The 17,108-nt window shown below is 70.9% G+C and carries 10 protein-coding genes and 1 pseudogene; 8 read left to right on the top strand and 3 right to left on the bottom strand.

What is annotated here, in order from left to right; all coding sequences use genetic code 11:
• Window positions 1–88: 88 nt before the first annotated feature.
• Window positions 89–1,845: pseudogene (locus MMA15_RS06050) on the bottom strand (NAD+ synthase).
• Window positions 1,846–2,108: 263 nt separating this feature from the next.
• On the opposite strand from MMA15_RS06050, the gene MMA15_RS06045 reads away from it, so the two are divergent.
• From MMA15_RS06045 to MMA15_RS06035, 3 genes are all read left to right on the top strand, one after another.
• Complete coding sequence (locus MMA15_RS06045) at window positions 2,109–3,173, top strand: helix-turn-helix domain-containing protein (protein WP_241057991.1); 1,065 nt, start codon at window positions 2,109–2,111, stop codon at window positions 3,171–3,173.
• 699 nt (window positions 3,174–3,872) lie between these two features.
• Window positions 3,873–5,234, top strand: a complete 1,362-nt coding sequence (glnA2, locus tag MMA15_RS06040; protein WP_241057989.1) for a gamma-glutamylpolyamine synthetase GlnA2 — start codon at window positions 3,873–3,875, stop codon at window positions 5,232–5,234.
• A 73-nt stretch (window positions 5,235–5,307) separates the two neighbouring features.
• A complete protein-coding gene (locus tag MMA15_RS06035; protein WP_241057988.1) occupies window positions 5,308–8,316 on the top strand; it encodes a bifunctional [glutamine synthetase] adenylyltransferase/[glutamine synthetase]-adenylyl-L-tyrosine phosphorylase in 3,009 nt (1,002 codons plus the stop codon).
• Between the two features lie 118 nt (window positions 8,317–8,434).
• Here MMA15_RS06035 and MMA15_RS06030 read toward each other — a convergent pair whose 3' ends face one another.
• Together MMA15_RS06030 and MMA15_RS06025 are read right to left on the bottom strand one after the other, a co-directional pair.
• Window positions 8,435–9,322, bottom strand: coding sequence for a phosphatase PAP2 family protein (locus MMA15_RS06030; protein WP_241057986.1), 888 nt, complete (start codon window positions 9,320–9,322; stop codon window positions 8,435–8,437).
• 63 nt (window positions 9,323–9,385) lie between these two features.
• Entirely contained in the window at window positions 9,386–10,429 is a 1,044-nt protein-coding gene (locus MMA15_RS06025) for a LacI family DNA-binding transcriptional regulator (protein WP_308290512.1), read from the bottom strand.
• Window positions 10,430–10,651: 222 nt separating this feature from the next.
• Here MMA15_RS06025 and MMA15_RS06020 point away from each other — a divergent pair, with 222 nt between their 5' ends.
• The 5 genes from MMA15_RS06020 to MMA15_RS06000 all read left to right on the top strand — a co-directional run bounded on the left by MMA15_RS06020 (window position 10,652) and on the right by MMA15_RS06000 (window position 16,949).
• Window positions 10,652–11,932 (top strand): extracellular solute-binding protein, encoded by a 1,281-nt coding sequence (locus tag MMA15_RS06020; protein WP_241057985.1) that lies wholly within the window; start codon window positions 10,652–10,654, stop codon window positions 11,930–11,932.
• 32 nt (window positions 11,933–11,964) lie between these two features.
• Complete coding sequence (locus tag MMA15_RS06015; RefSeq protein WP_241057984.1) at window positions 11,965–13,047, top strand: carbohydrate ABC transporter permease; 1,083 nt, start codon at window positions 11,965–11,967, stop codon at window positions 13,045–13,047.
• A gap of 2 nt (window positions 13,048–13,049) precedes the next feature.
• Entirely contained in the window at window positions 13,050–13,919 is an 870-nt protein-coding gene (locus MMA15_RS06010; RefSeq protein WP_241063031.1) for a sugar ABC transporter permease, read from the top strand.
• A 217-nt stretch (window positions 13,920–14,136) separates the two neighbouring features.
• Entirely contained in the window at window positions 14,137–15,882 is a 1,746-nt protein-coding gene (locus MMA15_RS06005) for a glycoside hydrolase family 13 protein (protein WP_241057983.1), read from the top strand.
• A complete protein-coding gene (locus tag MMA15_RS06000) occupies window positions 15,879–16,949 on the top strand; it encodes a LacI family DNA-binding transcriptional regulator (RefSeq protein WP_241057982.1) in 1,071 nt (356 codons plus the stop codon). The genes MMA15_RS06005 and MMA15_RS06000 overlap by 4 nt, the downstream gene beginning before the upstream one ends.
• Window positions 16,950–17,108: the final 159 nt, after the last annotated feature.

Below are 17,108 nucleotides of genomic sequence, written 5' to 3'. Positions count from 1 at the left end.
CTCCGCGTCCGGCACCTCCGCGTCCGACGCATCCGTATCGGGCGTATCGGGCACATCCGCCCCCGGCTCGTGCGGCCCGCGGCGGGCCTCAATCGGCGCCCTCCCGCCAGCGGTTCGTGATCGGCAGCCGCCGGTCCTTGCCGAAGCCCTTCGCCGAGATCTTCGTGCCGGGCGGGTACTGGCGGCGCTTGTACTCCGCGGCGTCCGTCATCCGCAGCACCCGGCTGACGACGTCCGGGTCGAAGCCCCGCTCGACGATGCCCTCCCGGCCTACGTCCCCGTCCACGTAGAGCTTCAGAATCCGGTCCAGCACGTCGTAGTCGGGGAGGGAGTCGGTGTCGACCTGGCCGGGGCGAAGCTCCGCGCTCGGCGGCTTGGTGATGCTGTTCTCCGGGATGGGCGGGGTCTCTCCGCGCTCTGCCGCGACGCGGTTGCGCCACTTCGCGAGGCGGAAGACGTTCGTCTTGTAGACGTCCTTGATCGGTCCGTACGCGCCGACCGAGTCGCCGTAGAGCGTCGAATAGCCGCACGCCAGCTCGGACTTGTTGCCCGGCGCCAGCACGATGTGGCCCTCCTGGTTGGAGATGCCCATCAGCGTGACGCCGCGCAGCCGCGACTGGAGGTTCTCCTCGGCGACGCCGGTGAGTTCCATGCTGCCGAGGAAGGCGTCGAACATCGGGCCGATCGCCACGCTGCGGTAGTTCAGGCCCGTACGGCGGGCCAGTTCGGCCGCGTCGTCCCTGGAGTGCTGCGAGGAGTAGCGCGAGGGCATCGAGACCGCGTGCACATGCTCCGGGCCCAGCGCGTCACAGGCGATCGACGCCACGAGCGCGGAGTCGATGCCGCCGGAGAGGCCGACCAGCACCGAACGGAAGCCGTTCTTGCGGACGTAGGCGCGCAGGCCCGTGACGAGCGCCGTGTAGATCTCCTCGTCGTCCTCCATGGGCGGGGCCACGACACCCGCGGCATCCGGCTCGTACGGCTCCACGGGCTCCTCGGACAGCACGACGTGCTCCACGCTCAGCCCGTCGTCGACGGTCCCCGAGGGCGGCTTCGCCGCCGCGGCGGGCAGCTCCAGGTCGAGCACCACGCAGCACTCCTCGAACTGCGGTGCGCGGGCGACGACTTGGCCGTCCGCGTCGACGACGATCGAGTCGCCGTCGAAGACCAGCTCGTCCTGGCCGCCGGTCATCGCGAGATACGCCGTCGTGCACCCGGCCTCCTGGGCGCGCCTGCGCACCAGTTCCAGGCGGGTGTCGTCCTTGTCGCGCTCGTACGGGGAGGCGTTGACGGACAGAAGCAGCCCGGCACCGGCGGTGCGAGCCGCGGGCACCCGGCCGCCGTTCTGCCACAGGTCCTCGCAGATGGCGAGCGCCACGTCGACGCCGTGCACGCGGATCACGGGAAGCGTCTGGCCCGGCACGAAGTAGCGGAACTCGTCGAAGACGCCGTAGTTGGGCAGGTGGTGCTTGGCGAAGGTCAGCGCGACCTCGCCGCGGTGCAGCACGGCGGCGGCGTTCCGGGGGCGCCCGCAGGGCTGCCGAGGGTGGCCCGTGCCTGTTCGGCGCGGTCGAGATAGCCGACGACGACCGGCACCTCGCCGAGGCCCTCGCCGGACAGCCGCTGGGCGAGCGAGCGCAGCGCGGCACGGCTGGCGTGCACGAACGAGCCGCGCAGCGCCAGGTCCTCCACCGGATAGCCGGTCAGCATCATCTCGGGGAACGCCACGAGGTGGGCTCCCTCTCCGGCCGAGTGGCGGGTCCACCGCAGGACCGCTTCGGCGTTGGCTTCGAGATCGCCGACGGTCGAGTCGATCTGATTCAGGGCGAGGCGTAGTTGAGGCACGCCGTCAACTGTAATCGTCTCTCTGACGCGATGCGGAGGGCCGTGTTCAATCGGAGGTCACAGCGCCGGAGCGTTCAGTTCCGGGTGGTTTGTGCCGTTGCCCGTCACGAGGCGTTCACGCTAGCTTCACAACCGTATCCAGCATGTAGCTACCCCTACGCGAGGGTATCCGCAGGATTTCGATACCTGGTGTACTGGATTCGGTGCTCGTCTGGCGGGCATCGGTCAGTGACGTGAACTCGCCACCGCACAGGGGGACCGACATGCTGGAATCGCTCGGACTTGAACCGGTTCAACAGCAGGCGTACGAAGCGCTCGTCGACGGGGCGGTGACCGTCGCCGAACTCCGCACGGCGCTGGGCCTGAGTGCCGCGAAGGTACGTGAAACCCTCGCCGCTCTGGAGAAGTTGGGCCTGGTCGGGCGGTATCCGGGGGAGCGGCGCGGAGAGGAGCGCTTCCTGCCCGTCGCGCCCGAGGTCGCCTTCGAGTCGCTGCTGCTGGCCCGCGAGGAGGCGATCCACCGCACCCGCCGCCATATCCAGTTGCTGGCCACCCGCTTCAGGGCCAACGCCACGGCCCGCGACCCGGTCGACCTCGTCGAGATCGTCACCGGACGGGCCGCGGTGATCCAGCAGGTCGACCAGCTACAGCACAGCGCGACCAGCGAGATCCGCGGCATCGACCGTCCGCCCTACGCCAACAGCGACCCGGACCGGCTGGACCCGAAGACCGGCATGATGCCCGTGCAGGCCAAGACGATGCGGCGGGGCATCAGTTACCGCGTCATCTACGACACCCACGGTCTGGAGACCTTCCACCGCATCAACACCGACATCGAAGCCTGCGCCGAACTGGGCGAAGAGGCACGGGTGATGGCCGACACCCCAACGAAACTACTGGTCGCGGACGACCGGGTGGCGCTGCTTCCGCTGCGTTCCGCGCCGCACGAGATGGCCAGCAGCGTGGTGGTGCACCCCTCTGGCCTGCTGGACGCCCTCTGTGAGTTCTTCGAGGTGCTGTGGGCACGTGCCCTGCCGCTCTCCGCTTACCTCGCCGGACGCCCCAACGGGGCGGGCGACGCTCCCACTCCGGACGAGGCGCGGCTGCTCGCGCTGCTGACCACGGGGCTTACGGACCAGGTGATGGCACGCCAACTCGGCGTCAGCTACCGCACGTTCCAGCGCCGACTGAGCGGGCTGATGGAGCGCCTGGGCGCCGGTACACGCTTCCAGTTGGGGATGCGCGCCGCCAGCCTCGGCTGGGTCTCGCAGCCCGCCGACGGTGCCGTACGCATCGGGCCGGGGCCGGGCTCAGGGGAGACGGCCTGACGCATGGCGGACCCGGCCGCCGCGCTGCCGGGTGTTACGGCCGACGTCCGCGGGACCACCGTGGAACGCCCGCGTAGCGGGTCGCCGCACGGGCCCTGAGGGGGTGTCCGACCCGCGAAGTACGCCCCACAAGAGGGCGATTGGCACACTCACCGGTAACTCTTGTTCTCCCCTTCGACCCTGTGCGAACTTCAATGCGTGACGTCGCCGGGCAGGACGGCTCACGACGACCACACGGCCGTGCGCGCCCCACCCGCGGTGCTTCGGCCAGGCAACACCCAGCCGCGGTCCGGTATCCCCCACTGCCGGACCGCGGCTTCCATCTTCTCCGGGACTTCTCGGGCCTTGTCCGGGCCTTCTCCGGGCGCGGCCCTCTTCCGCGGACGCCTCTGCGGACGCTGCTGCCGACGCCGTCTTCCCCGGCCCGCTTCCCGCCCATCCGCCGCCGCCCCGCGCCCGCTCCAGGGCGCCTCCGCCGGCCCGTCCCGCGTCCCCTCTCCGGGCTCGATTCCCGGCTCGCGTCGACGTACCCCACCCGTGGTCTACTGGGAGCTGCGTAGGGAGCCGGAGCACGCAGGCAACGCTCCGGAAACCTTGTGGTGGGATGCTCGGCCGGGCGGTCACACAGCCCGGGCGTCCCGCAGGCCCGGGCGTCCACCGGGTGCGAGGAGCCACCCCGACCAGCGAGGATGGGTGACTATGGATAAGCAGCAGGAATTCGTGCTCCGTACGCTGGAGGAGCGCGACATCCGGTTCGTACGGCTGTGGTTCACCGACGTTCTCGGCTTCCTCAAATCCGTCGCCGTCGCCCCCGCCGAGCTGGAGCAGGCCTTCGACGAGGGCATGGGATTCGACGGTTCCGCGATCGAGGGCTTCGCCCGTGTCTACGAGTCCGACATGATCGCCAAGCCGGACCCGGGCACCTTCCAGATACTGCCCTGGCGGGCCGAGGCCCCCGGCACCGCGCGGATGTTCTGCGACATCCTCATGCCGGACGGCTCACCCTCGTACGCCGACCCGCGCTATGTGCTCAAGCGCAGCCTCGCCAAGGCCAGCGATCTGGGCTTCACCTTCTACACCCACCCCGAGATCGAGTTCTTCCTGCTCAAGGACCGCCCCGTGGACGGCACCCGGCCGGTGCCCGCGGACTCCTCCGGCTACTTCGACCACACACCGCAGCACGTCGGCATGGACTTCCGGCGGCAGGCGATCACGATGCTGGAGTCGATGGGCATCTCGGTGGAGTTCTCCCACCACGAGGGCGCCCCCGGCCAGCAGGAGATCGACCTGCGCTACGCCGACGCGCTGTCCACCGCCGACAACATCATGACGTTCCGGCTGGTGATGAAGCAGGTAGCGCTGGAGCAGGGCGTACAGGCCACGTTCATGCCCAAGCCCTTCTCCGAGCACCCCGGCTCCGGGATGCACACCCACCTGTCGCTCTTCGAGGGCGACCGCAACGCCTTCTACGAGTCCGGCTCCGAATACCAGCTCTCCAAGGTCGGCCGCTCCTTCATCGCAGGTCTGCTCACCCACGCGGGCGAGATCTCCGCCGTCACCAACCAGTGGGTCAACTCCTACAAGCGCATCTGGGGCGGCGCGAACCGCACCGCGGGCGAGGGCGGCGAGTCGCCTTCGTACATCTGCTGGGGCCACAACAACCGCAGTGCGCTCATCCGCGTCCCGATGTACAAGCCGGGCAAGATGGGCTCCACCCGCATCGAGGTGCGCTCCCTCGACTCCGGCGCCAACCCCTATCTCGCCTACGCGACCCTGCTGGCCGCCGGGCTCAAGGGCATCGAGGAGAGCTACGAGCTGCCCCCCGGCGCCGACGACGACGTATGGGCCCTCTCCGACGCCGAGCGCCGCGCGATGGGCATCGAGCCGCTGCCGCAGAACCTGGGCGAGGCGATCACGCTGATGGAACGCAGCGAACTGGTGGCGGAGACGCTCGGCGAGCATGTCTACGACTTCTTCCTCCGCAACAAGAAGCAGGAGTGGGAGGAGTACCGCAGCGAGGTCACCGCCTTCGAACTGCGCAAGTCCCTGCCGGTGCTGTGAGGCCGCGGCCGCCTCGGCGGCCCGCGCCCCGACACCGGCAGACCCGGAGAGCAAGACGACGGAGGACGGTCACGTGCAGGGCGGCGGGCGCCGGGACAGCCGGTACGGACAACTGATCAGGCGCGGCTTCACCGAACCCGCCGCCGCGGAGGAGCTGCTGGCCGCTCCCGGCCTGGAGGAGGTGCGCTCCGACACCGGGCTGCTGGACGCGTTCGCCGCCACCGCCGACCCGGACCTGGCACTGCGCGGGCTGGTGAGGCTCGTCGAGGCGCAGGACGATCCGCAGCGGCTGGTGGACACCCTGCTCGCCAGCAAGCCGCTGCGGGACCGGCTGCTCGGAGTGCTCGGGGTCTCCGAGGCGCTGGGCGACCATCTGGCGTCCCACCCCGGCGACTGGCAGGCGCTGGTGACTTACGAGGCCGCCGATCTGCGCCCGGGAGTCGAGGAGTTCGAAGCCGTCGTCGGCCCCGCGAAGGGACCGGACGAGCTGCGCCACCGCTACCGGCGCAGCCTGTTGTCCGTCGCCGCCCGCGATGTGTGCGGCACCAGCGATCTGGCCCGTACGGCCGCGGAGTTGGCGGATCTGGCCACTGCCACGCTGCGTGCCGCGCTCGCCGTCGCCGAGGCGGAGGCGCCCGAGGACGCCGCGGCCTGCCGCATCGCCGTCATCGGCATGGGCAAGTGCGGCGGCCGTGAGCTGAACTACGTCTCGGACGTGGACGTCATCTTCGTGGCCGAACCCGTCGAAGGCACCGAGGAGTCGGCGGCGTTGCAGGCCGCCACCCGGATCGCCTCGCGCATGATGCGCGTCTGCTCCGACACCACCGCCGAGGGCACGATCTGGCCCGTCGACGCCAATCTGCGCCCCGAGGGCCGCAACGGGCCGCTCGTGCGCACCCTTTACTCCCATCTCGCCTACCTCAACCGATGGGCGAAGACATGGGAGTTCCAGGCGTTGCTGAAGGCACGGCCCGTCGCGGGCGACGAGGCGCTGGGCGAGGCGTACACGGAGGCCGTCGCCCCGCTGGTGTGGCAGGCCGCCGAGCGGGAGAACTTCGTTCCGGACGTGCAGCAGATGCGCCGCCGGGTCGTCGCCGCCATCCCCGCCGCGCAGGTCGAACGTGAGCTGAAACTGGGCCCCGGCGGGCTGCGTGACGTCGAATTCGCCGTACAGCTCCTTCAGTTGGTGCACGGCCGCTCCGACGCGACGCTGCGCAGCCCCACGACGCTCGCCGCGCTGGACGCTCTCGCCGCCGGCGGCTACGTGGGGCGTCAGGACGCCGCCGCGCTGGAGGCCGCGTACCGCTTCCTGCGCACCATGGAGCACCGCATCCAGCTCTACCGGATGCGGCGTACGCATCTGATGCCCGAGGACGAGGCCGACCAGCGGCGACTGGGACGCTCGCTCGGCTACCGCAGCGAACCCGTCACCGAGCTTCACCGTGCATGGCGGCGGCACGCCGCGGCCGTAAGGCGGCTGCACGAGAAGCTCTTCTACCGTCCGCTGCTCGACGCCGTCGCACAGTTGGAGGTCGGCGAGGCGAGGCTTTCGCCGCGTGCCGCACGGCAGCGGCTGGAGGCGCTGGGCTACGCCGACCCCGCCGGGGCGCTGCGCCACCTGGAGGCGCTGGCCAGCGGAGTCAGCCGCAAGGCCGCCATCCAGCGCACCCTGCTGCCGGTGCTGCTGGGCTGGTTCGCCGACTCCGCGGACCCCGACGCCGGGCTGCTGGGCTTCCGCAAGGTCTCCGACGCCCTCGGCAACACGCCCTGGTATCTGCGGCTGCTGCGCGACGAGGGCGCCGCCGCGGAGAACCTCGCGCGGGTGCTGTCCGCCGGTCGCTTCGCCCCCGACCTGCTGCTGCGCGCACCCGAGGCGGTGGCGCTGCTCGGCGACGAGCACGGTCTGCTGCCGCGTTCGCGCGAGGCACTGACGCAGGAGGTCCTGGCCGCCGTCGGCCGCGCCGAGGACCCCGAGTCGGCGGTGGCCGCAGCACGCGGGGTGCGGCGCCGCGAGCTGTTCCGTACGGCTGCGGGCGACCTCATCGGCGCGTACGGCACGGAGGAGTTGCCCTCCGAGGAGCCCGCGCAGGCGGTCGACCGCATCGGCACGGCGCTCACCGACATCAACTCCGCCACCGTCGCGGGCGCGCTGCGCGCCGCCGTGCGCGGGCGGTGGGGCGACGAACTCCCCACCCGCTTCGCGGTGATCGGCATGGGACGCTTCGGCGGCGCCGAACTCGGCTACGGCTCCGACGCGGACGTCCTCTTCGTGCACGAGGCACGCGAGGGCGTCAGCGAGGAGGAGGCAGGAAAGGCGGCGTTCGCCGTCGCCACCGAGCTGCGGCGGCTGCTTCAACTCCCCACCACCGACCCGCCACTCGTCGTCGACGCCGATCTGCGCCCCGAGGGGAAGTCCGGGCCGCTGGTGCGCTCGCTCGACTCGTACGCCACGTACTACCGGCGCTGGGCCTCGGCCTGGGAGAGCCAGGCACTGCTGCGTGCCGCACCCGTCGCCGGGGACGAGGAGCTTGGCCGCCGCTTCACCGAACTCGTCGATCCGCTGCGCTATCCCGAGGACGGCCTGAGCGACGAGTCGCTGCGCGAGATCCGGCGGCTGAAGGCCCGCATGGAGGCCGAGCGGATGCCGCGCGGCGCGGACTCCACCACCCACGCCAAGATGGGCCGCGGCGGGCTCGCCGACGTGGAGTGGACCGTGCAGCTCATGCAGCTACGCCATGGGGCGACTGTGCCGGGGCTGCGTACGACGCGTACGCGGGTCGCGCTGGCAGCAGCCCGTGAGGCGGGACTCATCGGTGAGGAGGACGCCCGCATCCTGGACGAGGCGTGGCTGCTGGCGACGCGCGTGCGCAACGCGGTGATGCTGGTGCGTGGCAGGGCGGGCGACACATTTCCGTCCGAGGCACGGGAGTTGGGCGCCGTGGGGCGCTATCTGGGATACGAGTCCGCCGGGCCGGGACCGCGGCCCGCCGAGGCCGGGGGCAGCGGGGAGATGCTGGACGACTACCGGCGTGTGACGCGCCGGGCCCGCGCCGTCGCGGAACGGCTCTTCTACGAAGGCTGAACGGCGGCGAAGGCGGGGTGGCGGTAGTGCCGGACGCGTTCCCATGGCCCGCCCGTCCGTGGCTGCCCCCGCCCGTCCGTGCCCGCCGGTGCCCGTACGGCCCACGCGGTACGCGCCGTCACGCCCCCGCGGGCGCCGATGCCAGTCTCGGCAGCCGGTACGCGATGCGCCCGTACCAGCCGAAGGAGAGCGCGAATCCGAAGGCGAGGCAGATGACTCCGCCGACCGCGTCCAGCCAGAAGTGGTTGGCGGTGCAGACGATCACCGTCAGCGTGACCAGGGGGTAGAGCGCCCCCAGCAGCCGTGCCCACAGGGGCTTGGCGAGCGCCGCGACGGTGATGCCGCACCACACCGACCAGCCGATGTGCATGGAGGGCATCGCCGCGTACTGGTTCGACATGTCGGCGAGGTTCCCGGACGCCATCGAGCCCCAAGTCTGGTGCACCTGCACGGTGTCGACGAACGTGTCTCCGCGCATCAGCCGCGGCGGCGCCAGCGGGAAGAGGTAGTACCCGAGCAGGGCGATGCCGGTCGTGGCGAAGACGACCAGGCGCGTGGCCGCGTAACGGCCCGGGTGGGAGTGGTAGAGCCAGGCCAGCACCAGCACGGTGACGATGAAGTGCAGCGTCGCGTAGTAGTAGTTCATCGTGAGGATGAGCCAGGTGACGCTGTCGGCCGCGCGGTTGATGGAGTCCTCCACGGCGATGCCGAGCAGATGCTCCGCCTTCCACACCCGGTCGGCGTTGTCAAGGGCCTGGAGCCGCTGCTCCGGCACGGCGTTGCGGATCGCGGAGTAGACCGCGTAGAAGACCAGGACGAGGACGATCTCGAACCAGATGGTGGGACGACGAACCGCACGTGGGCGCCGCGCGCCTGTCGCTCTGTCACTTTCCCCGGCGGGCTCGGCCCCGGCGGTCTCGGCCCCGGCAGGGTCCTGATCGGCGGGCGCCGGTGCCGCGGTGGCCGTTTTGTCTGTCTGTGCGGTCCTCGTCGTCGATGCCCCCATGAGGGGACAGTCTGCCAGAAGGGGACAAGCCGCCGATCATCCTGCGGTCGGGTATCGGGCCCCTTACGTCCTCCCTGCGACCGAGGGGGCGGACGCGGGTACGGAGGCCGTCGAGCCGCGTACGACCAGCTCAGGGAGGAAGACGAACTCGCTGTGCGGAGCGGGCGTGCCGCCGATCTCCTCAAGCAGGGCGCGGACCGCGGCCTGGCCCATGGCGGGCACCGGCTGACGGATCGTCGTCAACGGGGGGTCGGTGAACGCGATCAGCGGTGAGTCGTCGAAGCCGATCACCGATACGTCGCCCGGGACCGTCAGCCCGCGCTGCCGCACCGCACGGATCGCGCCGAGCGCCATCATGTCGCTCGCGCACACCACAGCGGTGCAGTCGCGGTCCAGCAGCGCGCTCGCTGCGGCCTGTCCGCCCTCCAGGGTGTAGAGGGAGTGCTGTACGAACTCGCGTGCCTGGTCCGCCGTCAGGTCGAGCTGGTCCCGCATCGCAGTCAGAAAGCCCTCGATCTTCCGCTGTACGGGCACGAATCGCTCCGGGCCCAGGGCGAGTCCGATGCGCCGGTGGCCGAGTTCGGCGAGATGTGTGACGGCGAGTCGCATCGCCGCACGGTCGTCGGGGGAGACGAACGGGGCGCGGACCTTGTCGGAGTAGCCGTTGATGAGCACGAAGGGCACGCCCTGACCGCGCAGCCGCTCGTAGCGCTGCATGTCGGCGGTGGTGTCGGCGTGCAGCCCGGAGACGAAGACGATCCCGGCGACGCCGCGGTCGACGAGCATCTCCGTCAGTTCGTCCTCGGTCGAACCGCCGGGAGTCTGCGTCGCCAGCACCGGCGTGTATCCCTGCCGGGTGAGGCCCTGGGCGATCACCTGCGCGAAGGCGGGGAAGATCGGGTTCTCCAGCTCGGGTGTGATCAGGCCCACGAGTCCGGCGCTGCGCTGCCGCAGCTTGAGGGGGCGTTCGTATCCGAGCACGTCGAGTGCGGCGAGTACGGATTCCCGGGTGGTCGCGGCGACGCCCTGCTTGCCGTTGAGGACACGGCTGACCGTCGCTTCGCTGACCCCCGCCTGTGCTGCGATGTCAGCTAGCCGTGCGGTCACAGGGCTGGACCCTACCGGGCGCGGCAATGGCTGCACACCGCGCAGGGTCTCCGGGTCCCGAAGCAGCCCGGGTGCGAAAGTCCGTTCTGAAAGTTGCCGCAAACTCTTGCGCAAGTTTGCTCGACGCCGTTACGTTCCTCGGCAGTCCGGCGCCGTCCAGGCGCCGGGGCCCCGGCCGGGCGCCAGTGGCGCCGCCGGGCGCACAGGTGGGAGGGAACGAACATGCGGCGTGGCAACGGATTCATGCTCTCCGCGGCCGTGGCGGTGCTCGCACTGACGGCGACCGCCTGCGGCGGGGACGGCGGCGACAGCAGCGCGGCCAAGGGCGGTGTGTCAGGCACCGTCACGTACTGGGACACCTCGAACGACGCCGAGAAGGGCACGTACAAGAAGATCGCGGAGGACTTCGAGAAGAGGCATCCGAAGGTCGACGTGAAGTACGTGCACGTCAACTTCGGTGACGCGAACCAGAAGTTCAAGAACGCCGCCGGCGGCAACTCCGGCGCCCCCGACGTGATGCGCACCGAGGTCGCCTGGGTCGCCGACTTCGCCAACCTCGGCTATCTCGCGCCGCTCGACGGTACGCCCGCGATCGACAAGCCGTCCGACTACATCAAGAACGCCGCGGGCAGCACCCGCTTCAAGGGCCGTACATATGCGCTGCCGCAGGTCACCGACACGCTGGGCCTCTTCTACAACAAGAAGATGCTCAAGGAGGCCGGGGTCGAAGTGCCCAAGTCCTTCGACGAGTTGAAGAAGTCCGCGAAGAAGATCAAGAGCAGGACCGGCAAGACCGCCCTCTATCTGCGCGGCGACGATCCGTACTGGTTCCTGCCGTATCTCTACGGCGAGGGCGGCGACCTGGTCGATCCGACCGCGAAGAAGGTCACCGTCGACGACGGGCCCGGCGCCAAGGCGTTCGCCAGGATGAAGGACCTCGTCGACTCCAAGGCAGCCGTCACCGACAGCAGCGACGGCCAGGAGAACGGGCTCAAGGCGTTCCAGGACGGCGACGTCGCCATGATCGTCGACGGGCCGTGGGACATCGCGGGGGCCTTGCAGGGCAAGGAGTTCAAGGACGACAAGGACAACCTCGGCGTCGCTCCCGTTCCCGCGGGCAGCAAGGACAGGGGATCGCCGCAGGGCGGCTGGAACCTCTCCGTGTACGCCGGCAGCAAGAACTTGCGTACGGCGCAGGAGTTCGCGAAGTACATGAGCTCAGCCGAGGTGCAGCAGCGCACCACCGAGGAGCTGAGCCTGCTGCCCACGCGCCGCTCCGTCTACGACGAGCCGTCCGTGGCGAAGAACGCGATGGTCGAGTTCTTCAAGCCCGCCGTCGACAACGCCGTGCAGCGGCCGTGGATCGCGGAGGGCAACTCCCTCTTCGAGCCGGTACGGGGCCAGATGGACGCCGTGCTCACCGGCGGGCGCAGCCCGAAGGAGGCCGCCGGAAAGGTCGGCGACGAGTTCCGCAAGCTGCTCAAGGACGAGAACTACAAGTAAGCCCGCGGGGCGGAGGGGACGGCCGAGGAGCCATGGCTGTGGAGACCACACGCCGGGCGGCTACCGCGGACGCGGGCGGCGGCGACAGCGGCGCCGCCCGCGCCGGGGGACGCGGCACCGGGAACGAGACGGGCCGGACCGGCGGGAGCGAGAGCGCAAGCAGCGGGACGGGCGGACGGGGCGGTGCCGTGGCCGGGCTGCGCAGGGCGGCCCAAGTCCACTGGTACGCCTGGGCGATGGTCGCCCCGGTCGTCGCCGTCATCGCGACGATCGTCGGCTATCCGCTGCTGCGCGGCGTCTGGCTGTCGCTGACCGACGCCGACGAGGCGAACGTCGAGCGCGTCATCGGCGTCAACCACCTGCCGGCGACATACAGGTTCACCGGACTCGACAACTACGAGGCGATCCTCGGCGACAGCGTCTTCTGGGACCGCCTCGGCTGGACCGTGGTGTGGACCGTCGGCTGTGTGGGCGTCACGTTCCTGCTCGGCCTGACGCTGGCCGTGATGCTCAACAGGCAGGTGCGCGGCCGGTCGTTCTACCGGATCGGCATGATCGTGCCGTGGGGGATACCGGCGTTCGTCTCGGTCTTCGCCTGGAAGATGCTCTTCAACGAGAAGAACGGCCTGCTCAACAAGGTGCTCGACGGCGGCGGCATAGAGGCCGTGCCGTGGCTCGGCGACCCGGTGTGGGCCAAGGTCGCCGTCATCGCCGTCAACGTGTGGCTCGGCGTGCCCTTCATGATCGTCGCGATGCTCGGCGCGCTCCAGGGCATACCCGGTGAGCTGTACGAGGCGGCCGAGATGGACGGTGCGGGGCCCTGGCAGCGGTTCCGCAACATCACGCTGCCGGGCGTCAGAAGCGTCAGCAGCACCGTGGTCCTGCTCAGCACCATCTGGACCTTCAACATGTTCCCCGTGATCTACCTGCTCACCAGGGGCGGCCCGGAGGACTCCACCGAGATCCTCGTGACGTACGCCTTCCGGCTGTCGTTCATCAACAGCCCGCGGGACTACGCCACTTCGGCCGCCTGGGGCGTGCTGATCCTGGTGCTGCTGTCGCTGTTCACGGTCGTATACAGGCGGACGCTGCGCCGCCAGGGAGAGGTGTGGTGACGATGGCCCTCACGAAGACCGCTGCCGCGCCCGCGAGGCGGAGGAGGCGGGGCGAGCGGGGGCCGCTCGCCGCGTTGGGACTGCACACGGGACTGCTCACGGCGACGGCCGTCGCGCTCTTCCCGCCGCTGTGGCTGCTGGTGACGTCGTTCAAGCCGAAGAGCGAGTCGTTCACCACCGCCCTGGTCCGCCACTTCACCCTCGACAACTACACCCACGTCGTCGCCGACACCTACTTCCTCACCTGGCTGGGCAATTCACTGCTCGTCGTCGTCGGTACGACCCTGATCGGCGTCTTCGTCGCGGCCACCGCGGGCTACGCCCTCAGCCGCTTCCGCTTTCCCGGTATGCGGCCCCTGATGTGGGTGCTGCTGATCACGCAGATGTTCCCCATGGCGGTGCTGATCGTGCCGCTGTACAACACGATGGCGAGCCTGGGCCTGCTCAACCAGCCCGTCGGGCTGATCGTCACGTATCTGACGGTGGCCGTCCCGTTCTGCGCCTGGATGATGAAGGGCTTCTTCGACACCGTTCCCGTCGACATCGACGAGTCGGGACGCGTCGACGGGCTCACGCCCTTCGGGACCTTCTGGCGGCTGGTGCTGCCGCTGGCCAGACCGGGCCTCGCCGTCACCGGCTTCTACACGTTCGTGACCGCGTGGGCCGAAGTCGCCTACGCCACGGCCTTCATGACGGGAGAGGAGAACCTCACCCTCGCGGGCGGTCTCCAGACCTTCGTCAACCGGTACGGCTCCGACTGGGGTTCCATGACCGCGGCCGCCGTCATCGTCGCCGTGCCGGCGGCGGTCGTCTTCGGCTTCGCCCAGCGCCATCTCGTCGCGGGGCTGACGGCCGGGGCGACGAAGTCCTGAGCGTACGGAGTGGGCGCATGGAGCGGCCGGGTCTGCCTGCCCGCTACGGGCTCGCCGGGCCCCGCCCCTGACCGACGCCACCGACCCGTACCCCCTGACCAACGACCGTGACCAGCCCGGCACTCGACCAGCCCCGGCCCCGACCAGCCCCGGCCCCGACCAGCCTCGGCTGCGGCCGCGACGACCGCCGCACCCCACCTCGACCTCCAGGGACGACATGACCCAGCTTCCCGTACACACCGGCACACTTGCCTTGGACGACCACCGCGCAACGCGGCAGGAGGCCACCGGGTGGTGGCGCGACGCCGTCATCTACCAGGTCTATCCGCGCTCGTTCGCCGACGCCGACGGTGACGGCATGGGCGACCTCGCGGGCGTGCGCTCCCGGCTGCCGTATCTCGCCGGGCTCGGTGTCGACGCGGTGTGGCTCAGCCCCTTCTACGCCTCCCCGCAGGCCGACGGCGGCTACGACGTGACCGACTACCGCGCCGTCGACCCTCGCTTCGGCGAACTCGCCGACGCCGCCGCCCTGATCGAGGACGCCCACGGCCTCGGGCTGCGCGTCATCGTCGACATCGTGCCCAACCACTCGTCGGACAGGCACGATTGGTTCGTTCGCGCACTGGAGGAGGGGCCCGGCTCACCGGCCCGCGCCCGCTACCACTTCCGGCCCGGCAGGGGCGAGGCAGGCGAACTCCCGCCCAACGACTGGGAGTCGGTCTTCGGCGGCCCCGCCTGGACGCGGGTGAAGAACCCCGACGGCAGCGACGGCGAGTGGTATCTGCACCTCTTCGCACCCGAGCAGCCCGATTTCGACTGGCAACACCCCGCCGTGCGCGACGAGTTCCGCACCGTGCTGCGCTTCTGGCTCGACCTCGGCGTCGACGGCTTCCGCGTCGACGTCGCACACGGCCTCGTCAAGGCGCCCGGTCTGCCCGACGCCGGAGGCACGGGGCAGTTGCGCCTGCTGGGCAGCGCGCCGCTGCCGTTCTTCGACCAGGACGGTGTGCATGAGATCTACCGCGACTGGCGGCGCGTACTGGAGGAGTACCCGGGCGAGCGCATCGCCGTCGCCGAGGCGTGGACGCCCGACTCCCGCCGCACCGCCCGCTACGTACGGGAGGACGAGCTGCACCAGGCGTTCAACTTCCACTATCTCCAGACCGATTGGGACGCGGACGCGCTGCGCGTCGCCGTAGAGGAGTCGCTCGACGCGATGCGCCCCGTCGGCGCGCCCACGACCTGGGTGCTCTCCAACCACGACGTGGTACGCCACCGCACCCGCCTCGGCGGCGGCCTGCCCAGGGCACGCGCCGCGGCCCTGCTGATGCTGGCGCTGCCCGGCTCCGCCTACATCTACCAGGGCGAGGAGCTGGGCCTGCCCGAGGTCGCCGACCTGCCCGACGAGTCACGCCAGGACCCCTCCTTCTTCCGCGACAACGGGCAGGACGGACTGCGCGACGGCTGCCGCGTACCGCTGCCGTGGGAACAGAAGGGAAGCTCCTTCGGGTTCGGCGACGGCGGGAGCTGGCTGCCGCAGCCCGACGGCTGGGGCGAGCTGTCCGTCGCCGCACAGTACGGGCGGCCCGACTCCACGCTGGAGCTGTACCGCACGGCGCTGCGGCTGCGCCATGAGCTGCCCGACCTCGGCGCGGGCGAGTCCGTCGAGTGGCTGCCCGCACCGCGGGGTGTGCTCGCGTTCCGCCGCGGCGACTTCGTATGCACGGCCAACACAGGTGACGGCCCGGCCGAACTGCACGGCGTCGCGGGGGAGTTGATCCTCGCGAGCGGCCCGTACGACGGTGCGGGGCCGCTCCCGGCCGACACGACCGCCTGGTGGAGCACGGGGAAGCACGCCGGCGGCAGCAATGGCGGGCCCGGTGGCACCCGCGCGAGCGCGGGCCCCGGCGACGGCCCCGGCTCCGGCGACGGCCCCGGCCCCGCCACCGGAACGGCCGCATGACGGCTCCGCCCTCGGCGCTGCCCGCCACCCGCCTCGCCGACATAGCAGGGCAGGCGCAGGTCAGCGAGGCCACCGTCAGCCGTGTCCTCAACGGCCGTGCGGGCGTGGCCGATTCGACCCGGCAGCGGGTGCTCGCCGCCCTCGACCTGCTCGGCTACGAGCGGCCCGTACGGCTGCGCCCACGCAGCGCCGGACTCGTCGGACTGGTCATCCCCGAGCTGACCAACCCCATCTTCCCGGCCTTCGCCCAGGTCATCGAGCAGTCCCTCACCAGCAACGGATACACGCCCGTGCTCGGCACCCAGATTCCCGGCGGAGCCACCGAGGACGAACTCGTCGACCAGCTCGTCGAGCGCTCCGTCACGGGCGTGATCTTCCTCTCCGGGCTGCACGCCGACCTCACCGCCGACCCCGCCCGCTACGCACGGCTCACCGGCCGGGGCGTGCCGTACGTCCTGGTCAACGGCTACAACGAGCGGATCGCCGCGCCCTTCGTCTCACCCGACGACCGTGCCGCGGCCCGCGTCGCCGTACGGCATCTGCGCGAACTCGGGCACCGCCGCATCGGACTCGCCGTCGGCCCCGACCGGTTCGTGCCGGTGCGCCGCAAGGCGCAGGGATTCGCGGAGGAGCTGGAGAGCGAAGGCCCCCGCCCGGCCAGCGGCTTGGTACGGCACACCCTGTTCACCGTCGAGGGCGGCCACGCCGCCGCCATCGCCCTCCTCGACGAGGGCTGTACGGGCATCGTGTGCGGAAGCGACCTGATGGCGCTGGGTGCCGTAAGAGCCGTACGGCAACAGGGACTCGACGTCCCCCGGGACGTATCGGTCGTCGGCTACGACGACTCGGAGCTGAACGCCTTCACCGATCCGCCGCTGACGACCGTGCGCCAGCCGGTACGCGCCATGGCCAACGCGGCGGTGAACACCCTGCTGGAGGAGATCCGCGGAAACCCCGTGCCCCGCGCGGAGTTCGTCTTCCAGCCGGAACTCGTCGTACGCGGTTCCACGGGCCAGGCACCCGCGCCCGCACGCGACGAAGGAAGATCCCGGGCGCGGAGCGGGTGACCTCCCGGCGGCGCGCTCCGGCCGCCGCCGCAGACCCCGCTCCGTGCCCGGCCCCACACTCCGGTCCGGCCGGCCGGCGGGTCCGCCGCACGCGGACCGCACGCGCCCGGCCGGTCGGGCCGGTCTCCTTCGCCGACCCCGGAGCGCGTGAACTCCCGG

Origin of the sequence: Streptomyces marispadix (assembly GCF_022524345.1) — a bacterium.
Taxonomy (GTDB): domain Bacteria; phylum Actinomycetota; class Actinomycetes; order Streptomycetales; family Streptomycetaceae; genus Streptomyces; species Streptomyces marispadix.
This window is presented reverse-complemented; position numbering and strand designations above follow the sequence as displayed.

Bases quoted from the DNA above. Each gene is read 5' to 3' on its own strand.
- MMA15_RS06015 (WP_241057984.1), top strand. From the start codon at position 11,965: ATGGCTGTGGAGACCACACGCCGGGCGGCTACCGCGGACGCGGGCGGC.
- glnA2 (WP_241057989.1), top strand. From the start codon at position 3,873: ATGGATAAGCAGCAGGAATTCGTGCTCCGTACGCTGGAGGAGCGCGAC.
- MMA15_RS06010 (WP_241063031.1), top strand. From the start codon at position 13,050: ATGGCCCTCACGAAGACCGCTGCCGCGCCCGCGAGGCGGAGGAGGCGG.
- MMA15_RS06030 (WP_241057986.1), bottom strand. From the start codon at position 9,322: ATGGGGGCATCGACGACGAGGACCGCACAGACAGACAAAACGGCCACC.
- MMA15_RS06000 (WP_241057982.1), top strand. From the start codon at position 15,879: ATGACGGCTCCGCCCTCGGCGCTGCCCGCCACCCGCCTCGCCGACATA.
- MMA15_RS06045 (WP_241057991.1), top strand. From the start codon at position 2,109: ATGCTGGAATCGCTCGGACTTGAACCGGTTCAACAGCAGGCGTACGAA.
- MMA15_RS06005 (WP_241057983.1), top strand. From the start codon at position 14,137: ATGACCCAGCTTCCCGTACACACCGGCACACTTGCCTTGGACGACCAC.
- MMA15_RS06020 (WP_241057985.1), top strand. From the start codon at position 10,652: ATGCGGCGTGGCAACGGATTCATGCTCTCCGCGGCCGTGGCGGTGCTC.